This window comes from Chryseolinea lacunae (assembly GCF_016735595.1).
In the GTDB taxonomy this organism is placed as follows: domain Bacteria; phylum Bacteroidota; class Bacteroidia; order Cytophagales; family Cyclobacteriaceae; genus Chryseolinea; species Chryseolinea lacunae.
This window is the reverse complement of record NZ_JAERRB010000001.1, coordinates 948647-974348: the sequence shown is the minus strand read 5'-3', so window position 1 is coordinate 974348 and position 25702 is coordinate 948647. Positions and strand designations below refer to the sequence as shown.

At 52.3% G+C, this 25702-nt stretch carries 26 protein-coding genes and 1 riboswitch; of the genes, 10 read left to right on the top strand and 16 right to left on the bottom strand.

Annotated features, from left to right (window positions below; all coding sequences use genetic code 11):
- Window positions 1-79 precede the first annotated feature (79 nt).
- Complete coding sequence (locus tag JI741_RS03830; protein WP_236675857.1) at window positions 80-715, top strand: hypothetical protein; 636 nt, start codon at window positions 80-82, stop codon at window positions 713-715.
- A 91-nt stretch (window positions 716-806) separates the two neighbouring features.
- Here the strand turns inward: JI741_RS03830 and JI741_RS03825 are convergent, their stop codons facing one another.
- From JI741_RS03825 to metE, 3 genes are read right to left on the bottom strand one after another with little or no spacing between them, the layout of a single operon-like run.
- A complete protein-coding gene (locus tag JI741_RS03825) occupies window positions 807-1283 on the bottom strand; it encodes a PAS domain-containing protein (protein ID WP_202007541.1) in 477 nt (158 codons plus the stop codon).
- 10 nt (window positions 1284-1293) lie between these two features.
- Window positions 1294-1527, bottom strand: coding sequence for a cysteine-rich CWC family protein (locus tag JI741_RS03820; RefSeq protein ID WP_202007539.1), 234 nt, complete (start codon window positions 1525-1527; stop codon window positions 1294-1296).
- 43 nt (window positions 1528-1570) lie between these two features.
- Entirely contained in the window at window positions 1571-3886 is a 2316-nt protein-coding gene (metE, locus tag JI741_RS03815; RefSeq protein WP_202007537.1) for a 5-methyltetrahydropteroyltriglutamate--homocysteine S-methyltransferase, read from the bottom strand.
- 173 nt (window positions 3887-4059) lie between these two features.
- Window positions 4060-4265: riboswitch (cobalamin riboswitch) on the bottom strand.
- Between the two features lie 250 nt (window positions 4266-4515).
- Between metE and JI741_RS03810 the strand changes: the two genes are divergently transcribed.
- Window positions 4516-7749 carry a PAS domain S-box protein gene (locus tag JI741_RS03810; protein ID WP_202007535.1) on the top strand — a complete coding sequence of 1078 codons (3234 nt, stop codon included), beginning with the start codon at window positions 4516-4518 and terminating at the stop codon, window positions 7747-7749.
- Here JI741_RS03810 and JI741_RS03805 read toward each other — a convergent pair.
- Both JI741_RS03805 and JI741_RS03800 read right to left on the bottom strand, forming a co-directional pair.
- Window positions 7737-8090 carry a nuclear transport factor 2 family protein gene (locus JI741_RS03805; protein ID WP_202007533.1) on the bottom strand — a complete coding sequence of 118 codons (354 nt, stop codon included), beginning with the start codon at window positions 8088-8090 and terminating at the stop codon, window positions 7737-7739. The two genes, JI741_RS03810 and JI741_RS03805, sit on opposite strands and share 13 nt — an antisense overlap.
- Before the next feature lie 116 nt (window positions 8091-8206).
- Window positions 8207-8785, bottom strand: coding sequence for a Crp/Fnr family transcriptional regulator (locus tag JI741_RS03800; protein ID WP_202007531.1), 579 nt, complete (start codon window positions 8783-8785; stop codon window positions 8207-8209).
- Between the two features lie 176 nt (window positions 8786-8961).
- Between JI741_RS03800 and JI741_RS03795 the strand changes: the two genes are divergently transcribed.
- Complete coding sequence (locus JI741_RS03795; RefSeq protein WP_202007529.1) at window positions 8962-9540, top strand: NADPH-dependent FMN reductase; 579 nt, start codon at window positions 8962-8964, stop codon at window positions 9538-9540.
- Between the two features lie 150 nt (window positions 9541-9690).
- Here JI741_RS03795 and JI741_RS03790 read toward each other — a convergent pair whose 3' ends face one another.
- Window positions 9691-9894 carry a hypothetical protein gene (locus JI741_RS03790; RefSeq protein ID WP_202007527.1) on the bottom strand — a complete coding sequence of 68 codons (204 nt, stop codon included), beginning with the start codon at window positions 9892-9894 and terminating at the stop codon, window positions 9691-9693.
- A gap of 374 nt (window positions 9895-10268) precedes the next feature.
- On the opposite strand from JI741_RS03790, the gene JI741_RS03785 reads away from it, so the two are divergent.
- On the top strand, window positions 10269-11516 hold the full coding sequence (locus JI741_RS03785; protein WP_202007525.1) for a TCR/Tet family MFS transporter: 1248 nt from the start codon (window positions 10269-10271) through the stop codon (window positions 11514-11516).
- A 31-nt stretch (window positions 11517-11547) separates the two neighbouring features.
- On the opposite strand, the gene JI741_RS03780 is transcribed toward JI741_RS03785, so the two are convergent.
- The 4 genes from JI741_RS03780 to JI741_RS03765 are packed head-to-tail and all read right to left on the bottom strand — an operon-like array spanning window position 11548 to window position 14544.
- Window positions 11548-12291, bottom strand: coding sequence for a LytR/AlgR family response regulator transcription factor (locus JI741_RS03780; RefSeq protein ID WP_202007523.1), 744 nt, complete (start codon window positions 12289-12291; stop codon window positions 11548-11550).
- Window positions 12288-13331: a sensor histidine kinase gene (locus JI741_RS03775; RefSeq protein ID WP_202007521.1), complete on the bottom strand. Its 1044-nt coding sequence runs from the start codon at window positions 13329-13331 to the stop codon at window positions 12288-12290. Before JI741_RS03775 ends, JI741_RS03780 begins: the two co-directional genes overlap by 4 nt.
- A 24-nt stretch (window positions 13332-13355) precedes the next feature.
- Window positions 13356-13700, bottom strand: coding sequence for a DUF4288 domain-containing protein (locus tag JI741_RS03770; RefSeq protein ID WP_202007519.1), 345 nt, complete (start codon window positions 13698-13700; stop codon window positions 13356-13358).
- 43 nt (window positions 13701-13743) lie between these two features.
- A complete protein-coding gene (locus tag JI741_RS03765; RefSeq protein ID WP_202007517.1) occupies window positions 13744-14544 on the bottom strand; it encodes a LiaF transmembrane domain-containing protein in 801 nt (266 codons plus the stop codon).
- 222 nt (window positions 14545-14766) lie between these two features.
- Between JI741_RS03765 and JI741_RS03760 the strand changes: the two genes are divergently transcribed.
- Window positions 14767-15369, top strand: a complete 603-nt coding sequence (locus JI741_RS03760) for a DUF4202 domain-containing protein (protein WP_202007515.1) — start codon at window positions 14767-14769, stop codon at window positions 15367-15369.
- On the opposite strand, the gene JI741_RS03755 is transcribed toward JI741_RS03760, so the two are convergent.
- Window positions 15366-15848 carry a low molecular weight protein-tyrosine-phosphatase gene (locus JI741_RS03755; protein ID WP_202007513.1) on the bottom strand — a complete coding sequence of 161 codons (483 nt, stop codon included), beginning with the start codon at window positions 15846-15848 and terminating at the stop codon, window positions 15366-15368. The two genes, JI741_RS03760 and JI741_RS03755, sit on opposite strands and share 4 nt — an antisense overlap.
- A gap of 215 nt (window positions 15849-16063) precedes the next feature.
- Here JI741_RS03755 and JI741_RS03750 point away from each other — a divergent pair, with 215 nt between their 5' ends.
- Complete coding sequence (locus tag JI741_RS03750) at window positions 16064-16837, top strand: enoyl-CoA hydratase-related protein (protein ID WP_202007511.1); 774 nt, start codon at window positions 16064-16066, stop codon at window positions 16835-16837.
- Window positions 16838-16846: 9 nt separating this feature from the next.
- On the opposite strand, the gene JI741_RS03745 is transcribed toward JI741_RS03750, so the two are convergent.
- Entirely contained in the window at window positions 16847-17869 is a 1023-nt protein-coding gene (locus JI741_RS03745) for a DUF6588 family protein (protein WP_202007509.1), read from the bottom strand.
- Window positions 17870-17988: 119 nt separating this feature from the next.
- Between JI741_RS03745 and JI741_RS03740 the strand changes: the two genes are divergently transcribed.
- The 3 genes from JI741_RS03740 (at window position 17989) to JI741_RS03730 (ending at window position 21012) form a co-directional block, all read left to right on the top strand.
- On the top strand, window positions 17989-19224 hold the full coding sequence (locus JI741_RS03740) for a 3-deoxy-D-manno-octulosonic acid transferase (RefSeq protein ID WP_202007507.1): 1236 nt from the start codon (window positions 17989-17991) through the stop codon (window positions 19222-19224).
- Window positions 19224-20138 (top strand): ribosome small subunit-dependent GTPase A, encoded by a 915-nt coding sequence (gene rsgA, locus JI741_RS03735; protein WP_202007505.1) that lies wholly within the window; start codon window positions 19224-19226, stop codon window positions 20136-20138. Before JI741_RS03740 ends, rsgA begins: the two co-directional genes overlap by 1 nt.
- Window positions 20139-20205: 67 nt before the next feature.
- Complete coding sequence (locus JI741_RS03730) at window positions 20206-21012, top strand: phytanoyl-CoA dioxygenase family protein (RefSeq protein ID WP_202007503.1); 807 nt, start codon at window positions 20206-20208, stop codon at window positions 21010-21012.
- On the opposite strand, the gene JI741_RS03725 is transcribed toward JI741_RS03730, so the two are convergent.
- Genes JI741_RS03725 through JI741_RS03710 form a run of 4 tightly spaced genes read right to left on the bottom strand, consistent with a single transcriptional unit; the run spans window position 21009 to window position 23960 of the window.
- Window positions 21009-21968: a glycosyltransferase family 2 protein gene (locus JI741_RS03725; protein WP_202007501.1), complete on the bottom strand. Its 960-nt coding sequence runs from the start codon at window positions 21966-21968 to the stop codon at window positions 21009-21011. The two genes, JI741_RS03730 and JI741_RS03725, sit on opposite strands and share 4 nt — an antisense overlap.
- Entirely contained in the window at window positions 21968-22906 is a 939-nt protein-coding gene (locus JI741_RS03720; protein WP_202007499.1) for a GNAT family N-acetyltransferase, read from the bottom strand. Before JI741_RS03720 ends, JI741_RS03725 begins: the two co-directional genes overlap by 1 nt.
- Window positions 22907-23386: an Mpo1 family 2-hydroxy fatty acid dioxygenase gene (locus JI741_RS03715; protein WP_202007497.1), complete on the bottom strand. Its 480-nt coding sequence runs from the start codon at window positions 23384-23386 to the stop codon at window positions 22907-22909.
- Window positions 23387-23444: 58 nt separating this feature from the next.
- Complete coding sequence (locus JI741_RS03710) at window positions 23445-23960, bottom strand: DUF4442 domain-containing protein (RefSeq protein ID WP_202007495.1); 516 nt, start codon at window positions 23958-23960, stop codon at window positions 23445-23447.
- 61 nt (window positions 23961-24021) lie between these two features.
- On the opposite strand from JI741_RS03710, the gene JI741_RS03705 reads away from it, so the two are divergent.
- On the top strand, window positions 24022-25695 hold the full coding sequence (locus JI741_RS03705) for a tetratricopeptide repeat protein (protein WP_202007493.1): 1674 nt from the start codon (window positions 24022-24024) through the stop codon (window positions 25693-25695).
- The last annotated feature ends 7 nt before the right edge of the window (window positions 25696-25702 follow it).

Genomic DNA, 25702 nt, shown 5'->3' with positions numbered 1-25702 from the left:
TAATCAGAAAGGATGGCTTCATCCTTTTTGAAGAAACATTTATTTACAGCACTCAACACTTCCTAATCTTCTTTTCAATATGAAATTTGTATCATTCACTATAGCACGTCCCGTCCTCACCCTGGTTTGTCTTATTGCCGCTGCGGCATTCATCAGCAGTTGCAGCAACAACGATCCGGTGAAAGAAGACACACCCGAACTCATTACCAAAGCAACGCTCACCTTCACTCCTGCGGGAGGAGGAACCCCCACGGTGGTAACGGCAACCGACCCCGACGGAGAAGGTTATAAAAGCATTACCGTTGACGGCCCTATCGAATTGGCCACAGGCAAAACCTATACACTGGGCATTCAACTGATAAACGAACTGGCTGCGTCGTCCGACCCCGAATTTGACATCACGTCCGAAGTGCGTCAGGAAGGCGACGAACACATGTTCTTTTTTGGGTGGACCAACAATGTGTTTTCGGATCCTTCGGGCAACGGCAATGTTGACAACCGGAACGATGCCGTCAACTATTCGGGCGGTGCCGATTCGAAAGATGCCAACGATCTGCCGCTGGGGCTAACCACTACGTGGACCGCGTCGTCGGCCGCAGCGTCGGGCACGTTCCGGGTGTTGTTGAAGCACCAGCCCAATTTGAAGTCCGATGTTTCAGACTCCAACACGGGAGAATCGGATCTTGACATCACGTTCACCATCGATGTGAAATAAGTCAGATCTGTCTGATTGAACATTCCCGGAAGGTGAAAATCCTTTCGGGAATTTTTTTGTCGTCGCGAAAATGACTTGCCTTGATTGACGTTCAGCGGGCTTCTTTCTCCAGTGCCAGGAAGTGCGTGAGAATATGGTTGGAGGTGAAGAGTGGAATGAGTTCGATGTGGCACTGATAGGACGTGCCGTCTTTGCGGTAGTTCAGGATGGTGGCCGAACAGGGTTGATGTCGCAACACGGCGTCGCGAATGTGTTGGCGGTCGGCCGCGCGGGTGGCAGGACCTTGAAGGAATGAGGGTTTTCGTTGTTTGGCGTAGGCTGCCGGATAGCCCGTCATGCTTTTGAAACCGTGGCTCACCCATTGAATGGTTTGATCGGCATCGGTGATCACGAGGGCTTCGAAATCTTTTTCGGCCACGGCGTGCAGGTCGATGTGAAGCTGATGTTTGGCTGCAAACTTTCGGAGGCTTTCCAGGGCCAGGCGGTTTCTTTTCTGATAGAGGCCTTGCGCCACAATGTCCCAGCACAGGAGGGGATGGAATCGAAATGTTGGATGGTCGGTTTTCATGTGTCGGAAATCAGGACATGCGCAACAGTCGTTTCAATCGCGTCTTGAAACGGTGCAATTGAAATTCCGATTTCATTTCTTTCATGCAGCTGGCACACAGGCAATCGTTAAAACATTGCTGCATGTAGTGACGTTCGTCGTCGTTCAGTTTCACTGCACTGCATTGACAGAGCACGATCGACCCCACCTTGCACTCGAACGGTGCGTGGCAGCGGGGACATTTTTTTTCTTCGTGTTTGATCATAATAAAAAAGAGCAGGCCGGTTCAGGGCCGGCCTGCGGTAAAGTTAAGCAATAGTGCTGGCGTTGACAGCAGCTCTCAGTTCTTTGGCGGCTTCCACCATTTCGATGAGGGCCCGTTTGGTTTCATCCCAATGGCGGGTCTTCAAGCCACAATCCGGATTCACCCAAAGTTGTTCGGCCGGCACCACGGCGCTGGCCTTGCGCATGAGCGACACCATTTCTTCGCGCGATGGCACACGCGGCGAATGGATGTCGTAGACCCCCGGTCCGATTTCGTTGGGATAGTTGAAGTCGGCAAAGGCATCGAGCAATTCCATTTGCGAACGCGAACATTCTATGGTGATCACGTCGGCATCCATGTCGGCAATGTTCTGAATGATGTCGTTAAATTCAGAGTAGCACATGTGGGTGTGGATCTGGGTTTCGTCGCGCACGCCGCTGGCCGAGATCCTGAATGCTTTAACAGCCCACTGCAAATATTGTTGCCACTCGGCACGACGCAACGGCAAGCCTTCACGAATGGCGGGCTCGTCGATCTGAATCACTTTGATGCCGGCGCGCTCCAGGTCCACCACTTCGTCGCGGATGGCCAGCGCAATCTGAAACGCCGTTTCGGAACGGGGCTGATCATCGCGCACAAACGACCATTGCAAAATGGTGACGGGCCCGGTGAGCATTCCTTTCACCGGTTTTGGTGTGAGCGATTGCGCATACTTTGTCCAGGCCACGGTCATTGGTTTTGGTCGCGACACGTCGCCAAACACGATGGGCGGTTTCACACAGCGCGAGCCATAGCTTTGCACCCAGCCGTTTTTCGAAAAGGTGTATCCGTCCAGTTGTTCGCCGAAATATTCCACCATGTCATTTCGCTCAAACTCGCCGTGCACCAGCACATCGATGCCGATATCTTCCTGCCAATAGACCGTTTTTTTTGTTTCGGCTTTCAGCAGATCGTCGTATTGTGTTTGGGTGAGTTCACCCTTCTTCCATTGAGCGCGCCAGTTGCGCACGTCGGCGGTTTGTGGAAACGAGCCGATGGTGGTGGTGGGATAGAGCGGCAGTTTCAGGGATGCCGTTTGTTTTTTCCGACGCGTAGCAAACGGATTTGTGCGACGCGCATCGGCATCGGTAATGGCCGCAACCCTGCGTTTCACATCGTTGTGGTGGATGCGTGTGGAGGTTTTCCGGTTTTCAAGCGCCTGCTGATTCTCCTGCAACGCCGGGGAGGCAGCACCGGGTGTGGCGAGCTGCTTCAGGGTGGACACTTCATGCAGCTTTTGACGAGCAAAAGCCATCCATCGTTTAATTTCCGGAAGCAACACGGTGTCGTTTGTTTCCAGCGTGAGATCGCAGGGCGAATGAATCAATGAACAGGAGGGGGCGATCATGATGCGGTCGGCGGTTATCCGGGCCGTTGCTTTTTCGATGAGGGTAAGCGATTTGGCGTAGTCGTTGATCCAGATGTTTCGCCCGTCTACCACACCCAGCGAAAGGGTCATTTTGTCTGAGATGTTTTCCAGCACGTCGTCGAGTTGCGCAGGGTTCCGCACAAGGTCAAGGTGAAGGGCACATACCGGGAGCGATGTGGCAAGTTTCACGTTGTCGCGCAAGCCATCGAAATAGGTGGCCACGATGGTTTTGAGTGTTGGAAATTCCTTTCTGATTTCGGAGTATACATAAGTAAAGGCCTGCTTCTCTTTCTCAGACAAATCCAGCGCGAGAAACGGTTCGTCAAATTGCACCCATTGCACGTTCAGGCTGTCGAGTCGTTTCAACAGCTCGATGTAGACCGGCAGCAGGTTTTTGATGAGGTCGATGCGATGGAATCCTTCCGATTTTTCTTTGCCCAGCAGCAGATAAGACACGGGACCGATCAGCACGGGTTTGGTGAGGATGCCCAATTGTTTTGCTTCATAAAATTCATCGATCACTTTCGTGGAGAGCATCCGGAACTGTTGGTCCTTCTGAAATTCGGGCACGATGTAGTGATAGTTTGTGTCGAACCACTTGGTCATTTCCATGGCGGTGATGTCGAGCCCTTCTTTCTGATAGCCGCGGGCCATCGCAAAGTAGAGGTCGGTTTCGGTGTTGCTCTTGTTGAGGATCACCTCGTGATAGCGTTCGGGAATGGCGCTGACCATAAGCGACATGTCGAGCACATGATCGTAGAACGAAAAGTCGTTGCAGGGGATGAGGTCGATGCCGGCATCTTTTTGAAGTTGCCAGTTTTGCTGGCGCAGGTTGCGGCCCACCTGAAACAAATTCTTGAAGGTGGACTTGCCGGACCAATAGAGTTCGCAAGCCTTCTTCAGTTCGCGTTGGCTACCAATGCGCGGGTAGCCGAGGATGTTTGTAAGCATGAGTTTGCTTTTTTAAGGTTGAACAAATAGTTAAACCAGCAAGCCCTTCGGCAGCTCAAAACGATGCTTACGTGAAATGGAAAATAAACAGGAAGAAAAGCATGAACACAACAAACCCTGGGTTGTTATAGTAGATGATCTCATGCCCGACAGATGCTCCAGTTCGCGAAAGCAATGTCAATGCGTTGAAGGCAAGTCTCCTGGCTCTCCCGACTCTTATTCGCCTTCTCGACTGCAACGGCAGGCAATGGCATGTGTGAATAAAAGCTGGACCTCGACAAAGGTCGAGATCGGGATTACAGTTGCGCGACAGCCCGTGATTTGCACACGGTTCCTTATTAATTCCCCTTACGGGAAACCTTGCAACGGCGATGATGTTTTAAAAATGCAAAGAACGTACTGAGCTCCAAAGGTAGGCAAAAGATTGGTATGCCCGCCGAAGCGTCTCGAAATGTGACGCCCGCGGTGGTTTTGTTGCAGGCTTGGGGTGGACAATAAAACCGTGATTTGACAGACGGCGTTTCCGAAGTCCCCGAAAACCCTTAACTTCTCGTATTCGATTGCATTGAAGGGAAACTCAATAATTGAATACGTTAGAATAGATAGCTGATATACCCGGAATAAAAGTTATGGTACTGTCTCCCTACACACCGAGATGGTCGCGCTATTTTTCAGGAACATGCCTTCTGCTAGCATCGCTGGTGTTGTTGGGTTGGCATTTCGATGTTGAAATCTTTAAGCGACCTCTGCCAGGACTAGCAGCCATGAATCCCATGACGGCGTTGTCGTTCTTGTGCGCGTCGCTGGCGCTATGGTTTCGACGATCGCCTCGCATGCCTCACCGCAGGGTGGTGGTTGTCATGGCGTTGGTGTGCCTTAGTATAGGCTTCTGGCGGGTGTTGTGCAGTGCGATTCCAAGCCTTTTGTCCGTAGACACGGTGTTGTATCCCGACGTTATGACGCAGGAGCCGGGTACCCGGATGGCGTTGTTGTCGGGTGTGAATTTTCTGATTTTGGGTGGCTTGTTACTGCCGTTCAGCGTTGGCGATAACCGCTATGTTACCCAAGGTCTTGCGTGCTGGATTGGGTTGACGGCCTGGTTCTCTATTCTGGGATATATGTTCCGGCTGCCTGAATTTTATGGTGGTATGCCCTTCACCCCCATGGCCATTCAAACGGCCGCGTGTTTCATGCTCATTGCACTTTCGTGGTTGAACCTGAACCCCGACGATGGCTTTATACGCGATGTGAGCCGGCATGGCCCGGGCGGTGAAATCGGGCGTGTTTTGCTCCCGGCCATTTTCCTGTTGCCGCTCACATTGGGCTACTTGTGGCTTTGGATGTCGTGGCAGAAATTTATTTCAACCGAGTTTGGGGTGGCACTGTTTGTGTCGGCCATCACGTTTCTGTTGGCCATCATCACGTGGATGACCATCCGCCTCGTTAACGTGCGCGATGAACAACGCCGGCAAGCCGAAGAAGAGTTGCGTCGTCTCAATCGCGCGTTCCGGGAAAAGAATGATGAGGTGAATGCCCTCAATGAAGAACTGCGTGCCTCCAACGAAGAACTCACTGCTACAAACGAAGAGCTTACTGCGCTGAACGACCAGCTGCACACCGCCTCCGAAACCATTCGCGAGCAGTCCGACATCATCATGAAACAACGCGATGAGCAACTGAACCAGGTGCTAGACACGATGAATGTGCTGGTGTGGTCGTTCGACATGACGGGCAACCACCGGCATTTTATTAGCCGCACCGTCGAAAACTTGCTGGGCGACAGCCTGCAGAACGTTTATGGTCAGTACGAACGCTGGATGGAGTTTGTGGTTCCGGAAGACAGGCCGATTCGTGAAGCCTCGCTGCGACTGTTGCAAACACAGGGGACTTCCGAAGCAACCTATCGCTTGCAGAGCAAAGGGGGCGAGGTGCGCTGGTTCAATTTTCACATGCGCATCGTTCGCGATGACGCCGGCAAGCCCTTGCGCCGCGAAGGTTTTGCTATGGACGTGACGGAAAAACGGGCACAGGACGAAGCGATTTTCAGGTACAAGGAAAACCTGCAAATTATTTTCAGTAACACAGTCGAAGAAATTTTATTGCTCGACAGCGATGGGCGGATTGTGATGTTTAACGCGGCGCTGGAAAACTTTATCACCCAAAGCACCGGTAGAAAACCGGAAATCGGCATGTTTGTGTGGGACATGACCGTGGCCGAGCGGCGTGAGGCTGCGCTCGACCTTTTTATGCGGGTGCGTCGTGGCGAATCCGTCACCGTCGAAGCTATCGTGCATTTGCCCGGCAACGAGGTGGTGCATGAGCTGCGCTATAGCCCTGTTTTTATCGATGGCAAGGTGAAGTATGTCACCATTATTTCCATCGACATCACTGAAAAGAAAAAGAAAGAGACCGACCTGAGGCGTTCGCAAGCCCACATGATGGCCATCATCAATCACACCAATGACATTCTTACGTTGCTCGACGATCGCTATGCCATTGTGATGTTTAACCAGGGAAACCGGATGGCGTTTTCGTCGACCTTTAAAACAGGCGACATCATTCTTCAGCATTTGCCGGTAGAACATCGTGATCAATTTCTGCTTTCGTTACAACGCGCGGCGAAGGGCGAGCTTATTGAATATGAAATTGAATACGATGCGGCAGCCGGTCATCTGTGGTATCAAATCACGATTGAAGCGGTTCGCACCGATCAACACCTGGCGGGCTACTGCGTGACCGTGCACGACTACACGGCCATTAAACGCGCCGGCATTTCGTTGCGTGAAAGCGAAGAGCGGTTCCGCGCGCTCATCGAGAACAGCGAAGATGTGGTGGGTCTTATGGAACCCGCCGGTCGCATGACCTATGTGAACCCCGGGGTGGAACGTGTGACCGGCTATTCGCCGGAAGATTTTCTGGTGATGAACCTGGAGTCGATCATAAATCCTGAAAATAAAAACGACTATGATCGTTTTTTTGCCGATGTGCGCAACAACCCCAACAAACTGATCAGTACCAGCTTTCGCTCACGACACAAAAACGGCAACTGGCAATGGATGGAAGGCACGGCCATCAACATGCTCGAAGTGGAAAGCGTGCGCAGCATCGTCACCAACTTTCGCGATGTCACCAGCCGGCGGCAGTCTGAACAAGAACGCAACAACCTGTTGTCGCAGCTTATTGAACGCAACAACGATTTGCTTCAGTTCTCCTTCATTGCCTCACACAACCTTCGCGGACCGGTGGCTTCCATTCTGGGCTTGCTCAACCTGATGGGCATGGAACAAATGCCTGAAGAAACCCGGCGCATGCTGGGCATGGTGGTGAACTCCGCCAGCCGGCTCGACGAGGTCATCAAAGACCTGTCGGCCATTCTGGAGATGCGAAGCCACGAGGTGCACGCCAAGGAATGGGTGTCGACAAACGATACGATCCAGTCTATACGGCAGGCGCTGCAATCGCAGATCGATGAAAGTGGTGCCGAGATCATGGTCAATACATCGGCCATGGATTCTTTTTACACAATCAAAAGCTATTACTACAGCGTGTTGTATAATCTGATATCGAATGCCATCAAGTATCGTTCATCCAAACGCCGGCCGGTTATCGATGTGAGCACGTTTCGCACACAGTCGGTTTGCGGCATCCGGATTCAGGACAATGGCATGGGCATAGACCTGGAGAAGTATGGCGAGAAAATCTTTACCCTCTATCAGCGCTTTCACCTGGAAGTGGAGGGCAAAGGCATTGGGCTGCACATGGTGAAGACACAAGTCAATGCGCTCAACGGATCGATCGATATCAAAAGCCTTCCCGGGCAAGGCGCGTTGTTCACGATTCGTTTTCCAAATCAGCTGCCATAATAAAAATGTTCTTTGATGATCTTGCCATCCTGCCAGTGTTGCACCGACACTTGTGTGTAGTTCTTTACGCCCCATTCCTTGTGCGTATAGTCATAGTGCCAGATCACAAACGAGATGTTGTTGTCGGTGGCGAGGCCGTGCACGGTGGCGCTTCTGAATTCGGCGATGTTGCCAATGAACTCCTGTTCGCGCAGGCGATTGGCGGCTTTGCCCACTGTGGGTGCGTTGGCATTTTCCTGCATCTGCACGTCGTCGTGATAATACTTTTCAAATGCTTCGAGAAGGTTGCCGGAAACAACCAGCTGGTTGAGGTCTGCGAGTTTGTCTTTGATGGTGTTCATGATTTTTGTGTTTTTAATGATGACACAAAATTGCGCACTGGCCCGGGCCTGTGCATTGACGTAGCGCAAGAAAGCACGTTGATGTAGATCAAGATCTGGAAGCCCGCAGTGCCGGGCTATTTTTTTGCCTGCAGCTTGCGGATGCGGCTGAGGGTCTCCGGCGTGAGGCCCAGGTAGGAAGCGATTTGATGTTGTGGCACGCGTTGGTCGAGCGTGGGATAGCGGGCAATGAAAGACATGTACTGCTCTTCGGCCGTCTGGCTGATGGAGGCGAGAATTCTTTTTTGATGTGCCACAAACGCGTTTTGCAACAGGATCCGGAACAGTCTGTTGAATTCGGGAACGTCGATGTATAATTTTTCCAGGTCGCTCTTCTCTATGGAAAGCACCTCGCTGTCTTCCAGGGCATCGATGTTTTGGGTGGCGGGGGTGTTGGTGAGGAAACTGAACAGGTCGGAGATCCACCAGCCTTCCACACCAAACATGGCAATGTGCTCACCGCCCTGAGCGTCGACTGTGTAGGCACGCAGACATCCCTTGGTGATGAAGTTTTCGTACTGACTCACGTCGCCGACCTGGAGCAGGTACTGCCGCCTGCGAATTTTCCGGTGACGCAACACGCTGGTGAAGCGGTTTGCCTCGGCGGGTGTGAGCCGGATGTGTCTTGAAATATGGTCGAGGATGAGATCGTACATGGCGCAAGGCAGGGGGTCTGTATCCTATCGGGAACAAATTAGAAAACACAGCCTACTTGCACAAGGCCGACAAGGTTTGTGTGTGATGCCGTCTGAATTATTAACCTGGCACGCCAAACTTTTTGAAATGACACGGGGTTGTTATGGGTGAATTTAGATAACGCCAACACAAACCTATGAACACACCGCTTAAGTTGAAGATCATCACGTCCACTACACGCCCTGGAAGAAAGGGCGAACCCATTGCCACCTGGGCCCTCGAGACCCTAAAAGCCAACCCCGTTTTCGATGTGGAACTGCTGGACCTCGCCGCGATCAATCTTCCCTTTATGGACGAAGCAGCCCATCCCCGATTAAAGGACTACAAACATGCGCATACCAAAGCATGGAGTGCAAAGATTGACGAGGCCGATGCCTTTGTGATTGTGTTGGGAGAATACAACTATGGCTTTCCCGCGCCGATCAAAAACGCGATCGACTTTTTGTTTCACGAGTGGGCCTATAAACCTGTAGGTTTTGTTAGCTATGGCGGATTGTCGGGCGGCACGCGGTCGCTGCAAATGATAAAGGGTGTGGTGACATCGTTGAAGATGGTGCCCCTCACCGAGGCTGTGAACATTCCCTTCTTTACCAAATATTTCGACGATCAGGAAAACTTTAAAGGCGACGATGCCCTGGTAAAAGCCACGCAGGTGATGCTCGGCGAGCTGGAGCGCTGGGCCAAGGCGCTGAAGCCGATGCGTCAACCGGCATAAGGTAACAACCCGCGAAAATCGACTGTTCTTCTGCGGATAGACACAAAACAAGAAACCCAGGCTTTTGGCCTGGGTTCAAGTAGATTAAAGCGCACAACAATATTTTTTCCGGTCGGCTCCGGTAGGATGGACCGGATAGGTTTGTTTGTATTAGTAATTTTGATTTTTCTCAGCTACAGTCGAAGGGATGTAGTGCATCATACCAAACATGCATACAATCAGGATCGACACCAGGCCCACGGCAAACACTGCGGGGTTAGATTCCACCACTTCAGGAGAAAACATATAGATTCCGGCAAACACAAGTGCAGAAGCGATGATGATAAAGAAGAAGATGATGGAAATGGGTTTCATAATTTTAAGCGGTTAGCGTTGGTTTGTTGATGGCAATATTCCAAACCCTGTGCCACCGGCCCGAACGCTCCAGAAACCTCAAAAACGCGCTTTGGTTTTATGGTCCTTCCCATTACAGGACAAAACTTTCTCTAAACGGGTGGAATTGGGTTGGCGAGTACGTGCAGGGATCACCTGATCAGTGATCGCCGATAAACGCACGGGGGCGATCGGATAGACGAAAGGTTACGGGCGTTGATGCCGGACCTTGACGGAAAGGGACTTGTATTACTTTTCCTCCTATTTAGAAGCTTATTAAATTATCGGCATCCCCGGCATAGGCAACAGCAGATTTGGGAAAAATCAACTTACTTTGACGGCAAAACCACCGTTCTATGTCTAGCAGAAGGCCCGCTCTGGGATTCATCTTTGCCACCCTCCTCATTGATATTATCGGCCTGGGAATCATCATCCCGGTAACGCCCACCCTGATCCGGGAATTGATTGGCGGCACGGTGAGCGAGGCGGCTTCGTATGGCGGATGGCTTCTGGCGGCGTATGCCACAATGCAATTTCTTTGTGCCCCCATTGTGGGCGGACTAAGCGACCGTTTTGGTCGCAGACCCGTGTTGTTGCTTTCGTTGCTGGGCTTTGGCCTGGACTATGCGCTGCTGGCGTTGGCGCCCTCCATAGGCTGGCTGTTTGTGGGACGCCTCGTGGCCGGCATGATGGGCGCGAGCTTTACTACCGCGGCGGCGTATATTGCCGACGTTAGTCCTCCGGAAAAGAGAGCGCAAAATTTTGGATTGATTGGGGCGGCGTTTGGATTGGGCTTTATTATTGGCCCCATGCTGGGCGGGTTTCTTGCGCCCTATGGTTCGCGGGTTCCGTTCATTGTGTCGGGGGGACTTACCCTGGTGAATTGTGTGTATGGATTTTTTATTTTGCCCGAATCACTCAGTCCCGAGAACCGGCGCAAGTTTGAATGGTCGCGTGCCAATCCCATCAGTTCGTTGCTTAACCTGAAGCGTTATCCTGTGATTTTGGGACTGGTTGCGTCGCTTGTGCTGGTTTTTATTTCGGCGCATGCCGTGCAAAGCAACTGGGTTTATTATACCGAAGAAAAATTCAAGTGGAATGAAACCATGGTGGGCATTTCTCTCGCCGTTGTAGGTTTAGCAGTGGGCATTGTGCAGGGTGGATTGATCCGCATCATACTTCCCAAGCTCGGCAACATGCGCAGCATCTATATCGGACTTGGTCTTAGCGCGTTGGGACTGGTGCTCTTTGCCGTGGCTACGCAATCTTGGATGATGTTTGCGTTCACGATGGTGTATTGCATGGGTGGCATTGCCAATCCGGCCATACAAGGCATCATTTCGACACAAGTGCCGGCAAACGAGCAAGGCGAATTGCAAGGGGCACTTACCAGTTTGATGAGCGTTACTTCCATTATCGGCCCGATTCTTATGTCGAGCATCTTTCATTATTTCACAAAGGATCCTGCCACACTCTATCTGCCGGGAGCGCCCATGTTTTTGGGGGCGGTTCTCACCATTTTGGCGTCGGTGCTGGCGCGGGCAAGCCTGAAGAAAAATTTGAAAGGAGTGCCCCACACCAAACCGATGGCAACGGGACACTAGCCCAACGTTTTTTTTATTATTATTTTATAACCTATAGTCCCAGCACACTTTTCAATTTGGCATAGCCCGTTTTGCTCAATGGAATTTTGGCACCTGTTTTCAATAACGCGAGGTGTGTATCTTTTTCGAGCGGCTCGATGCGGGTGATCTGTGAGACGGCCACAATGTAGGACCGGTGCACGCGCACGAACTGGGCCGGGTCAAGGCTTTGTTCGTAGAAGCTCATGGTTTTCTTTTTCAGGAACATTTCCTTTTGCGTGAAGATCTTCACGTAGTCGTCATACGCTTCCAGGTATGTCATGTCGTGTACGGGAATGATTCGGATGTTGCTGCCTTCTTTCACCACCACGCGGTTGCGCTCGTCGGGCTGGCGCACTTCCTGATGAATGAGCGCCGACGTTTCGGCTTTTGGTTCGGTGTTCTGTCGCTGGCTCAACCATTTCTGAATGGCTTTGCCAAAGCGGTCTTTGCTGAACGGCTTCAGCAGATAGTCTGTGGCATGTGCTTCAAATGCTTTGATGGCGTATTCGTCGAACGCTGTGGTGAAGATCACGGCCGGAGGTTGTTCCAGCAGCTCCAGCATTTCGAAGCCGTTGATTTTGGGCATTTGTATGTCGAGGAAAATCAGTTCGGGTTTGTGGATGCCAATGGCTTTCACGCCTTCAAAGCCATCGTTGCATTCCTGCACGATCGAAAACTCGGGGAAGTCGCGCAGGTATTCGGCCACGATGCTGCGGGCCAACGGTTCGTCGTCGATGAGGATTACGTTGATCATGCGGGTTGGGGAATTTTGATTTCGGTTCTGAAGAGTGTGCCCACGGCCTGGGTTGTCAGAAGATCCTGTCTTGCATAGAGCAGGGAGAGCCTGCGTTGCACCGAGTTGAGGCCGAAGCCTGTGCCTTGCCGGGGGTGTGATGTTTCGGGATCGAATGGATTTTCTACGACGATGATCAGGTTCCTGTCGGTTGATCTGGCCTGGATGCGTATCGTGATTTCGCCGATGGTGTCGTAGAGGCCAAACTTGATGGCGTTTTCTACCACGGGCTGCAGCAACAGTGCGGGTAGCACCATCGTGGCGGTGTTTTCGTTGCTGATGATTTCGGTTTTGAGGCGGTGACCGAAGCGCACCTTCTCGATGTCGAGGTATAGTTGCAAATGTTTGAGTTCTTCTTCGAGGCTCACCAGCTGCTGGTCATCTTTTTTGATGGTTCCGCGCAGAAAGTCGGAGAGTTGTTGAATCATCTTGCGCGCTTCTTCCGGTCTGGAACCGGCCAGGGCGCTGATGGAGTTGAGGCTGTTGAAAAGAAAATGGGGTTGAAGTTGTTGACGCAGCGAAGCGAGTTCGGCTTCACGCGAAAACTTCAGGGTTTCCTGTTCGCGCTTTTCGCTGGCGCGTTGATCCTGGATGTAGAACCAGATCCAGGTTTGCATGCCGATGAGGGCAATGAAAAGCCAGGCGAACAATCCGCGGATCACGTGCGATCCTACTAGATATTCTTGATAGGCAACGTTGTCCTGAAAGAAATAGTGTGCCATGGCATAGCGGTGCAACACGGCGCAAAGGCTGGCCAACGCGACGCTCCACACCAGCAGATAGAAACCATTTTTGGGGGCAGGCTGATAAAATTTCAACGTGTTGAACATGACATAGCCGGCGGTGAACACCAACAGGTTGAAGTTGACGGAGTCGGCCAGGGCAACCGTCAGGTCGAACGAGAAGGTGCTCATGAGTGCATAGGTTTCAAAGAGCACCAGCATCGAGCACCAGCCAAAGGTTGCGAGTATTACTCTTGAGGTTGTAAGGTTCGTCTGCATAGGGGCCGGTTATGAACGCCTAAGTTAGAATAAAGGCATGGCGTTGAGACGAAGCGCGATGGCTTTTTGGTGTACAAAATTTATGTACGATGTTCCTTCTTCCATTTCGTGGATGCGGGAATATACTTCCGCACCGTCTTCCAGGTTTTTGAGGGCCACCACTTCCGACACGTTGATGAATTCCCACTTCACTTTTTTCATGTTGTCGTTATAGAACGTGTCTTCTTCGTGAAGCCCGATCACGCGCGCTTTCAGAAACGCTTCTTCTTTCGATTCGGCGGCCACCAGCCGGAGTTGTTCGTCGAATTGTGCCTTGGCGCTTTGCTCGGCAGAGATGCTGAATACGATTTTTGTGATATACCAGTTCATAAGGATTGCTTGAAGGATGATGATAATAATTTGCATACTACTACTAGTAACTTCTCAGTTCTATTCCCCCGAAGACACAGGTACCTTCGAGCACGAGGACTTTGGCATCGTCATACACCATGCCGGGTTGAAACACACGTTTATCTTCAATGGAGCCGAACACGGTCACCAGGTCGTCTGATACTATTTTCCAGTGTGCGGGCACCACAATTTTGGTGGCACCAAAGAGTTGCACCACATCCAGTTTCACGCGGTTGGTCACGTCGGCCTGGATCATGTTCAATTCAAGACCGCCGAACAGACACACCGTTTCGCCACCTTTAAAGTCTTTGCTGATCACGTTTTTTTTTGTTCCTCCAAAAATAGATACCGAGCTTATGTGGTCGCCGTCGCTGGTGGTGTTGGAGCTATGGTGACTCTCCCAGCGGCGCTTCCAACGCTCTTCGTGCCGGGCATGGCGCCAGTGGCGGTTGCGCCGGGGTTTGATCATGATGGCCAGACCGACGATGATGATGATGACGGGCCAGAAGGGCAACAGGTCGAAGCCTATGAAGTCTTTCATCAGAAAGAACGTGCCGATAGCCACGGGTATGAGCCAGCCCATTTGACGGAACGAATGTTTGATGCCCACAAAAAGACCGATCACAATGGGGATCATGGGCCATGAAAATACCCACTCGGGAATGTCTGCACCCAGTTGGCGCGCCAGCAACACGCTGCCTACGCCTACCACAAAGATGCCGCCTGCTATGCGTCCACGGTTGTTGCCGCTTTCCCAATCTTGTGAAGGAGGGGTAGGGGTGGTGTTGCCTGGAGTGCCTGTATTTTTATCGATTGTTTCCATGTTGTGTTTGATTATGATTCAAATAACGGCACCTTTTGGCTGCAGGGCCATCGCTAAAAGGCCGGGGCCGGTGGCCGGTAGGTGAACAGCGGATTGGCGTCGGTGAAAAAATCGTCTGCCGGTTCACCGAAACCTGTTGGCGTCGGCGAACACATCGGTGGACCATGCTTCCCAATCGGCATGTCGGTGAAATGCCTTACCTTGTGGCAAAAATTTCACGCTATGGCCTTCACTTCCGAACGTTTCGACAAAGCCATCGTTATGTTTGATGCCTATAACCAGAACGACCCTCACCTGGAAGAATGGAACGGCGAGAGCCTTCCCAAAGAACTGCTGTATGCTCAACGCATGAGCGAACGGCTCAAGCGCTTTCTGCCCTTGGGGCCGGAGTATATGAAGCTTGCCGCACGCTGCCAGCACATTGGCCGATGGGAAATACCACGGAACACCTACCCGATGGATCGCAAAGGCTACCTGCAATGGCGCAACAGCCTGAAGGCGCATCACGCCAAAATCGCGGAAGAGGTGTTGACGAGGTGTGGCTATGACACGGACACCATAGAGAAAGTGAAGTTCCTCCTCTTGAAAAAAGAACTGCTGCAACATCACCCCGACACGCAAGTGCTGGAAGACGTGATCTGCCTGGTGTTTATAGAATATTATCTCGAAGACTTTGCCGCCCGCCACGACGACGACAAAGTGGTGGATATTCTCCGCAAGACGCTAAAGAAAATGTCGGGCAAGGCCATTGAAGACGCGGGCAAGATTGCCGTGTCTGAAAAGATCAGCGCGCTCATTGGCCGTGCTGTCACCGAGAAACCTTAGCGTTTCAGTTCTTTCTCCAGGTGATCTAAAAAGTTTTCGGTAGAGCGGTCGAGGATGTCGAACACTTCCTGGAAGTGGCGCTCCTGGCCATAGTAGGGATCGGGCACATCGTGGCCAAAACCTGTAGGGTCGAAGTTGCGCATCATGGCCACCTTGCCGGCGTGGGCCGGGTCGCCAAGCAGGCGCATCACGTTGCTGTGGTTGCTGCTGTCCATCACCAGAATGTGATCGAAGTCTTTGAAGTCGCGCGTTCCAAACTGCCGCCCCAGGTGGTCGATTTCGACGCCGTTCTTTTTTGCGTTGGCGATGGTGCGCGGGTCGGGTGTGTCGCCCACGTGATAGTTGGCCGTGCCGCACGAGTCTACCACAAACAGGTGATCGAGGTTGCGGCGTTTGATCTTGTCCTTGAAAATGGCTTCCGCCAGGGGCGAGCGGCAAATATTTCCCAGGCACACAAAAAGAACTTTTACTTTAGTCATAGGGCGAAAACGGCAGAAAAACTGCTTTTTTAGTAAACTCCTCCCAAAATAAATACCTGCGCGGTTACGATGGAAGCGTTCGCGATATTAATCCCTGCATTAGTATACTTTTATAAGTTACCTTTTGATTTGAAAAGCCCCTCTCGCTCAGGAGGTGGCTTTTCTATTTTATAGGCGCGATTCTTTTTAGCTTTGTTTCCAAACACCGCCGCCCTATGGAATTCATCCTTGTGACCGAGCAATATGCTCCCGCCGTAGCCCTCATTCAACTGAACCGTCCGAAAGAACTGAACGCCCTGAACCGGCAATTGATGGAAGAAGTGCGCGATGCCCTGAAGCAGCTCGACGGCAACGCCGCCGTGCGCGTTATCATCATCACCGGCAACGACCAGGCCTTTGCCGCCGGCGCCGACATCAAACAAATGGCCGATATGTCGGCGATAGACATGTTGCTTATTGACCAGTTCAGCACGTGGGACCAGATCCGGAAAACCAAGAAGCCCGTGATTGCGGCCGTGTCGGGTTTTGCGTTGGGAGGTGGCTGTGAGTTTGCCATGACATGCGACATGATTATTGCCTCTGAAACCGCCACGTTTGGTCAACCCGAAATCAAGATCGGCACGTTGCCCGGTGCCGGTGGCACACAGCGTCTAACCAAGGCGTTGGGCAAAGCCAAAGCCATGGAGTTGATTTTGACCGGACGTTTCATGCCGGCCACGGAAGCCCTGGCCCATGGCCTCATCACGAAGATTGTTCCCATCGAAATGTATCTGCAGGAAGCGGTGGCTCTCGCCACGGAAATTGCCCGCATGTCGCCCATTGCTGTGCAGCTTGCCAAGGAGGCCGTGAACCGGTCGTTCGAAACGTTGCTGGACGAAGGATTGGCTTTTGAGCGCAAGAACTTTTACCTCACGTTTGCGTCGGCCGATCAGAAGGAAGGCATGAAGGCTTTCGTTGAAAAACGAAAGCCTCTCTATACCGGAAAATAAGGTTGTTGCTTAGCGGAGGGTCACACCCAAACCTACGGTCAGCAGGTTGTAGGACTGCAATGAATAGTCGCCCGAAATATAGATCGGGCCCAGGTTGAGGCGCATGCCGGCGGTGGCACGCAGGCCGTTGTTTTTGAAGGACATGGCAATGGGATCGCTGACGGCCGGAGCGGAAGCCTCAAATACATAGGAGCCCGTCACGTTGGCTTTTGTCTTCACGGCGTTGTAGCCGAAACCACCATAGAATGTTACCATGGCAAGTTTCTTGGAAATGAGTGCCTGCATGAGCCAGGCGTTCATGGTGTATTCGATTTGCTGTGCGCGGCTGGCATCGCCCGACGGCACATAGCCCGCGAGGTTTGTGGTGCCTTTGATGTTTGTGTAGCCTACCAACACGGACAGGTCGAAGGGCAGGTGTTTGATGCCGGGGATGTGTTGTTTCACATCGTGCAAAACACCGAAGCCAAGATACTTCACTTTGGTGACACCCGCTTTCACTTCGGGCATCCACCGGATTTTCAGGTCTGTATTTTTATAGATGCCCACCCCAACCTGAACGGTGGGAGCCAGCACGCCGCTGATCTTGAAATTCTCTTTGAAGTCCAGGCCTTCGGGACCGGAGAACCTGGCGGTTGACCCGCCGCCAAAATCGCTGACGTAGGTTGTGGCTGTTTTGGGTCCCACAATGGTGGGCGCGTTGCCGTCGAGGGGCGATATGAGCCGCGTTTGCGACAGGCCCAGCTCGTCGGGGCGAAAGGTGTTTTTGGAGGAGGGGATAAAGACGGCATTCATGGAAACGCCGATGTCGAAGCCGAGTGTTTTGTGTGCCTTTGCCGTGGTGAACCAGCCACCGTTGAATCCATAGGATGTGCCTTCAATCATGGGGGTGAGGTAGGCGTTCATCAGTTTGCCCGCGTCGTCGGCGCCGGCGTTGAGAAACTTGCCAATGTCGCTCTCGGTTTGTGCGTGGCCTGCAAAGGGAAGTGTGATGAGAAGGAGGATGGAAAGCTTTTGGAGTAGTGATCGCATCATGTTTGAGGTGTTTTTTAATCCTAAAAGTAAAAATTTATTAGTTACCCGCAGGTGGGCGTCTTCAAATTAAAAATGAGGTGTTCTGTGGTTCACGTCAAGTTGTCTATTTTTACGCTTGCATGATCGTCTTCTACAATCTCCTGCTCTTGTGCATGCGCGCGACCTATCGTGTGGCGGCCCTTGTTCATAATAAAGCCAATGCATTTGTAACCGGAAGGAAAGATGTCTTTTCAATACTTCAGTCCCGCTACGGGTCCAACACGGCGCCGGTGGTGTGGGTGCATTGCGCGTCGCTGGGCGAGTTTGAGCAGGGGCGTCCCATCATCGAGGCGTTGAAGAAAGAATACCCCCGCGTCAACATCCTGCTCACGTTCTTTTCGCCTTCGGGCTATGAAGTTCGGAAACATTATGAACTGGCCGATCATGTTTGCTACCTGCCGTGGGATAGCGCCGCCCATGCCCGGCAATTTGTCGACATCGTGAAGCCTGTGATGGCCATTTTTGTGAAGTATGAGTTCTGGCATCACTATGCCCGCACGTTGAAAAACCGAAACATACCGTTGCTTTCCGTGTCGTCTATCTTTCGCGAAGACCAGCTTTTCTTCAAGCCCTACGGCGGTTTCTACAAGAACATTCTGAAGAACTTCTCGTGGTTTTTTGTGCAAAACGATGCATCGCTTCGCCTGCTGAAATCCATCGGCATCAACACCTGCTCGGTGGTGGGCGACACGCGTTTCGACCGGGTGTTCGACATTGTGAAACAAGGCGACGACATTGCCGTGGCGCGCCAGTTCAAGAACGACCAAAAAACCGTTGTGGTGGGAAGCTGCTGGCCCGAAGACTTTGATGTGCTGGCACCGTTGATAAACGAAAACAACGTGAAGTTCATCATCGCGCCACATGAAATCACCGAGCCGTTCATCGCCACCATGGAGGGTGCGTTGCAGGTGAAGTCGGTTCGCTATTCGCAGGCGCAGGGCAAGACGCTGGAAGATTACCAGGTGCTCATCATCGACAACATCGGCATGCTGTCGCGGCTCTATCGCTATGGCGAGTTTGCCTTTGTGGGGGGAGCGTTTGGCAAAGGACTTCACAACATCCTGGAAGCGGCGTGTTATGGTGTGCCTATTTTTTTTGGAAACAAAGACTACGAGAAATACCAGGAGGCGGTGGACCTCATCAACCTGGGGGGCGCCTTCGAAGTGCGCGACTATACCGACCTGAAAGCCAAGTATGAATTGCTGAACTCGCCCGAGAGCTTTTTGCTGGCGTGCGCCGTCACCAAGCTCTATGTGGAGGAAAACCTGGGGGCTACCGAAAAGATCATGAAGTATTGCCGTACTTTGCTGGCCTAATGGAAGGCATCGTTCTACGCTCCACCGGCTCATTCTACGAAGTGCAAACCTCCGACGGTACGGTGCATACCTGTCGCGTGCGGGGCAAGATCAGGCTGGAAGGCATCAAGGAAACCAACCCCGTGGCCGTGGGCGACTCCGTGGCCTTCGACCTGGAGCACAACGTGGGATCCATCACGGCCATCCTCCCCCGCAAAAATCACATCCTGCGCAAGTCGGTGAAGAAGACGGGCCACTCGCATGTGCTGGCCGCCAACATCGACCAGGCATTGCTGGTGATGACGCTGGCCTTTCCCCGCACATCGCTGGGTTTCATCGACCGCTTTTTGGTGACGGCCGAATCGTTTCGCATTCCACAGGTGCTCATCATCAACAAAAAAGATCTGCTCGACGCAGAAGGTCTGCAACAGGCCGAAGCGGTGATGGCTTTGTATACTAAAATCGGTGTCACCTGTTTTCTGCTTTCGGCACAGGAGGAAGATCAGCACGTGGTGCACGAAATTCTTCAGGGCAAAACAACCCTCGTGGCGGGTCATTCGGGCGTAGGTAAGTCCACGCTGCTGAACAAGATTGCCCCGCACATCAAACAGACGGTGGGCGAGGTGTCTGACTTTTCATCGAAGGGCACACACACCACCACCTTTGCCGAAATGTTTCCTCTGGGCAACAACACCTTTGTGATCGACACGCCGGGCATAAAAGAATGGGGACTGGTGGACATGAACGAACAGGAAATTTCCGACTATTTTCCCGAGATGCGCGATGTGCGCCTCGACTGCAAGTTTGGTGCGCGCTGCGTGCACATTAACGAACCCCAATGCGCCGTGCTCGACGCTATTCGTGCCGGTGAAATTGCGTTGAGTCGCTATGAGAGTTATTTGAGCATGATGTTGGGAGAAGACAACCGGAAGTAGAATTTAGTCTTGAGTCTTAAGTCTTGAGTCTTTAGTCATGGTAAAAAAAAGTATTTAGTGACGGGGCATGGAATATAAAGTCAACGGTGTGGCGCTTTCATACGAGCCTGTGGGTAGTCGCGCGTGGGGTGAGGCAAACGTTTTGTTGGATGCGGCGGTTGATCTGACGGCTGCGACTTCGTGGGCTGAAACGGGATTTGGTGTGCAGCAACTTTTTTCGCCCGACCTCTTTGCTGAATTTTCCAAACGAACCCGTGCGTTGTTGTTGAGACTTTGGCAGGAAGCCGGATTGACGGTGGATGAAAATTTTTTACTTGAAAACTATCATCGCCTTGTTCCTGACTTCACTACACACCTTCGCGCTGTAGATAAAACCAAGCTGCTCAATGTTGCCGATTTTCCCATTGCCATTGCTGATGTTGAAGCGCGCATTTCTGAGTTGTGCCGCGTGTCGTTGGTGGCGTGCAATCCTTACGATAATCAATCTGTTTTTCACTTTCGTGTGATCCGTCCGCAGCAAGCCGACAACAATCCCTTGCATCGCGATGTGTGGCTGGAAGACTATGACGACTGCATCAACCTCTACATTCCCGTGGCGGGTAGCAATGCAAACTCGTCGCTCATTCTTGTTCCGGGAAGTCATCGGTGGCCTGAGTCGCGCATTGAGAAAACGGAAGCCGGGGCGCACATCAACGGCGTGAAGTTTAACGTGCCGGCCGTTACCGACATTCGCGGCGACTACACCGTGGAGCGGCCTGATCCGAAAGAAAATGAAGTGCTGATTTTTTCTCCCTACCTCATTCACGGCGGCGCGGCGAACCTGAACAAAGACCAGACGCGCATCTCCATCGAGATGCGTTTGTGGAAGCGTTAGTAGCGCAGGTGATGGTAGAGTTGTCGCAGGCGGGCCAGGGGAGGTTTCCATTGGATGAGCCGACCGAGAATCAAATCTGTGCCGCGGGGTGTTGCCAGTTCTTTCAACAACAAATAGAATCTTTCCGCCTCTTCATAGTTTTGAGAAAATACCGACTGGCGAAGCTCATAACGCACGCGTTTTAATAAGGCCTCGTTGTCGCCTTCATCGCGATTGAGCTTTTGCGCTTTGCGACAAACCAGATAGGTGGAATGCAGTTGAGGATCGCCCGGCACATACCAACCCGACGAAAGTGATTGATGTTTACGACGCACTTTGGTGAGGGCTTCGTTGATGAAGGCATATTTATAGCGGCGTGCGGACCTTACCCAGAAATCAAAATCTTCATAGGCAAGCGTTTCGTCGTAGCCACCCAATTCATCCAAAACATTTTTGCGCACCAGCATGCTCGGTGAAGAAACAAAGTAGGTGCTGAGCACATCGCGATACACATCGCCTTGTGGCACGTGGGTGAGCAGTTTCTTTGAAAACAGATAGGCATAGTGCTGTCGGAACACCTGGCTTTGTGGATCGATGTAGAATGCGTCGGTGAACACCACGCCATAGGAGTTGTCGAGTTGGAGGAATAGTTTCACCTGTTGCTCGATGCGTGTGGGCAGCATCACGTCGTCGGTTGCGAAGTCTACCACATACGCGCCGGTGGCATGTTGCAAGCCCTGGTTGAAGGCCTTGCAGTTGCCTATGTTCTGAGGCAGGGAAAGGAATTGCAGGTTTGGGCTGGACTGCGTGCCCAGCATGCGTTCAATCACGGCCACGCTGTTGTCGGTGCTGGCGTCGTCCACAATAATAATTTGCAGGTTCAGGTAGGTTTGGTGGAAGACAGACTCGAGCGCTTCCACCACAAAGGGCGCGTGGTTGTAGCAAAGACAAATGACCGACACCAGCGGCTGATCCATTACACCAGAATTTTTTGGAACGTGAATTTTGAAGAGGGCACACCGCCGAGGCGAAGTTTGAAATCGAGCAGTCCGAAGTTGGGTTTGCCGTCAATGGCCGAAGTGCCCAGGTCGAGGTGTTGCATGCCGTGCGCTGCCGCGTAGTCATACATCCCCTGCAGCAACAGCACCACGGGGCTGAGGTGATCGAAGGCGTTGTCGTGGGCCGAATAGAAATTGTAGAGCACGCGCTTGTTCACGACAATGGCAATGGAAGCGGCCACTAAGATCTCGGCTTCGTAAACGCCAAACAAAAGATAGTGCTGTGGCAGTTTCTCAGCGACGGCACGAACCTCGGGCAGCGACATAGACAACGCATATCCTTTTTGCTTGCGACACGCCAGGATGAAAAGATAGATCGCGTCGATTTCGGCGGAGGCCACCTGACGGAACACCAGTCCCGACGATTGTGCCTGCTTCAGCTTCCGATTCTCCCAGGTGTGGAGGTGTGTGGAAAAGTCTTGGGAGATCGGAATCATCGTGCCCACCTCGGCATCCACCACGGTGTAGCCCAGGTTAAGGAAAAATGTTTGAAGCAGGGCGGCGTGTTGTGGCGCGTAGCCCGCGGGTGGTTGTTTCACCTGGATGCGTGCCGCGCCAAACGTTTTTATGCGCGAGTCGACAAATCCGATGAATTGAAACAGGATGACGGGAGGGATGCTGTCGGCACATTCCACCGACCCGAACGGCGCGCGGGCCGGGCTCTGGGCGAAGTCTTGTGCCAGGTGAAGGTGAAAGGAGGCGACTATGGTTTGTTGTTTCCGGTCCACGGCATAGAACGAGTGCCACCCTTGTGGAAACTGCATCAGCCGATAGGCCGCCGTGTTGAACAACGACTCTTCGAAATCAAAAGTGAAATCTGCGGGTAAAGGGGCTTCGTGAAAAATGTAATCTCCCAATCAGTATGGAATTCCAATGCGTTTATAAATAAAGTGCATGAGCCACGCCGGACCGATGAGCAGAAACTGGATGTCTTTCAGGAACGACGGTTTTTTGCCTTCGATCTTGTGTCCATAAAATTGTCCCACCCAGGCCACGGCAAAAATGATGAGGCTCATCACCCACAGCGGGGCCAGGTTGATGCGCACCAGCAGGTTCACTACCATCATGCAAAATGCGCCGAACAGGGCCATGCCAATGCTCAAAGGTATGGAAAGCGACACATAATAAATAAGCACCAGCACCAGCAGCACGCCGGCCCAGTTGGCATAGGGATTGCCTTCGCCCAAAACCGACTGCACGGGCTGTGCCGGAATGGACGCGATGAGACCCACCACACTGAGAAAAATCAGGGGCACACAAATCCAGTGAATGCTTTTGTTGGTGGCGTTCTGGTGGCTTTCGCCATACTCCGAAAGAAGCTGATCGATTTTGCGCATAACCTCAGGTTTAGGGAAGTAATTTACGCGATCCGGTCAAATCTTTCAAACGATTGCATCAGGCGGCTACACGCGTTTTTACGTTCGCCCATTTTTTAATCTGCCAATATACTTTTCCCGTGCTGAGGTGCTTGCCCTGGGCGTCGTGAATTTTCACGTCGAGGGTGATGACCACGGCTTCTTCCGGGCCGTTGAGGGGTTGGATAATGTTTTGGTCGATCCATTCGGGTGTGAGTGCAAAGTCGGCGAAGGCTTCCATTTTGCCCTGGTAGTGATAGTCCATTTCGAAGCGTTGCATGATGATGCGGTAGGCGTCGAAGCCGAGGCGTGAAAGCAACAGCAGACCCGTGGCATATTCCGACAGGGTGGCCAGTGCGCAGGCGTGCAGCCCCCGGATGTGGTTGAGGTTTTTGCGGCGGAACGGGATCTTTATTTTGACGCGATAGTCTTCCAGCGCCACCACGCTGAAATGATGCGGCTTGTTGAACGGCACCATGCGCAGCAATCCCTGGTTCAACACCCACAGGTGGAAGGCCGATGTTTTTGCGCGCTCAAGAAATTTACGGATGTCCATGTTGCATAAATTACCTCGGAAGTTAGCGGAAAAATATATTCCTTTAACAACCCTTTCCGTTATGAAAAACCTTCTCTTAGTTGTTTTGCTCGGCGTTGTTGCGTCGCTTCACGCCCAGGTGGAGCCGTTGGAACGCAAACTCCAAAGTCTTCCCCGCGACACCCAGCGTGTGAACGTGCTGAACCGTCTCGCGCGGCTGCACTACCTCACCACACCTGAAAAGACACGCTTTTATACAGAACATGCCCTGCATCTTGCCGACTCGCTTCAGTATGCATTGGGGCTGGCAGAGGCCTACAAAAACAAAAGCCTGCTGCACCGCCTCAAAGGCGAGAACGTGCGCGAGCTGGAAAACCTGCGTCGCGCGCTTGAGTTGTTTCAAGATCTGAAAGATTCCCTGCGCATGGCCGAAACCTTCACCGAGATGGGCGCCGCCCACCAGCAGGAAGGCGACTTTGATGCCGCGCGCGAACAATACAGCAAAGCTCTTGGCATTCAGAAAGCATTTCGCGATAGACCGGGCATGGCGCTCACGCTCCGGAAAATCGGCGTGCTGGAATCGGACCTGCTCGACTATGATGCCGCACTTGCCCGGTTTGAAGAGGCACTCGCGCTGGAGCGTGAAAACAATAACAAGGAAGGCATCGCGAACCTGCTCAACAACATCGGGGTGATCTATTATGAGATGGGGCAGTATGAAAAAGCATTGCGCTATTATGAACCGTCGATGGCGTTGTTTCGCGAAACCAACAACCTGAACCGCCTGCCCGCGGCTTATCACAACCAGTCGCGCGTGTGGCTGGCGCAAGGCAACGTGGACCGCGCCCTGCAACTGGCCAGCCAAGGTCTGCCCATTGCCGAGAAAGCCGACAACCGCATGGCGCTGATCGAATCGTATCAGCTGCACACCGACATCTATGCGGCGCGCAAAGACTATCAGAAGGCATTCGAATTTTTGCAGCGCCGTGTCACCGTGAAAGATTCGGTGACAAGCCTGCGCAGCCGCATGCAATATGCCCAGCTGAAAACGCTTATCGAAACAGAACGCAAAGAACAGGAGATCGACTTTTTGAAAAAAGAACAAGCCTGGAGTGTGTTCCGGCAAAAGGTGACCTATGCAGGCCTGGCGTTGGCGTTGTTTATTGGTGGCGTGGTGATCTATTATCAACGAAAGACCATCCGCACAAAAAAGGAGCTGCTCGAAAAAAACCTGGAGGTGCACCAGGCGCAGCAGGCGTTGTTGCGGGTGGAGATCGAAAACAAAAAGCTGGTGGAGGACCAGCTGCAACACGACCTGGAATTTCGCCACAAGGAATTGCTCACCTACACGCTGAACCTGGTGCAGAAAAACACCGTGATGGAAGGATTGCGCGAAGGCATCCAGGAGCTGGCGGCCACGGGCGACAAAACGGCAAAGACCAAAATCTCGAAACTGCTGAAGGTGATCGACTACAGCCTGGAGTCGGAAAAGGATTGGGACGAATTCAGGATGTATTTCGAAAAGGTGCACTCTTCCTTTTTCGACCGGCTCCGGCAACAATATCCCGACCTGAGCCAGGGCGACCTCAAGCTTTGTTCGCTCATCAGCCTCAATTTGAGTATGAAAGAGATGGCCGAACTCATGGGCATATCCCCGGAAAGCGTGAAGATGGCACGACACCGGTTGCGCAAAAAACTGAATCTGCCCACCGAAGAAAATCTTTCTGACTTCGTGGCGTCGTTCAAAAGCGCTTGACCAACAA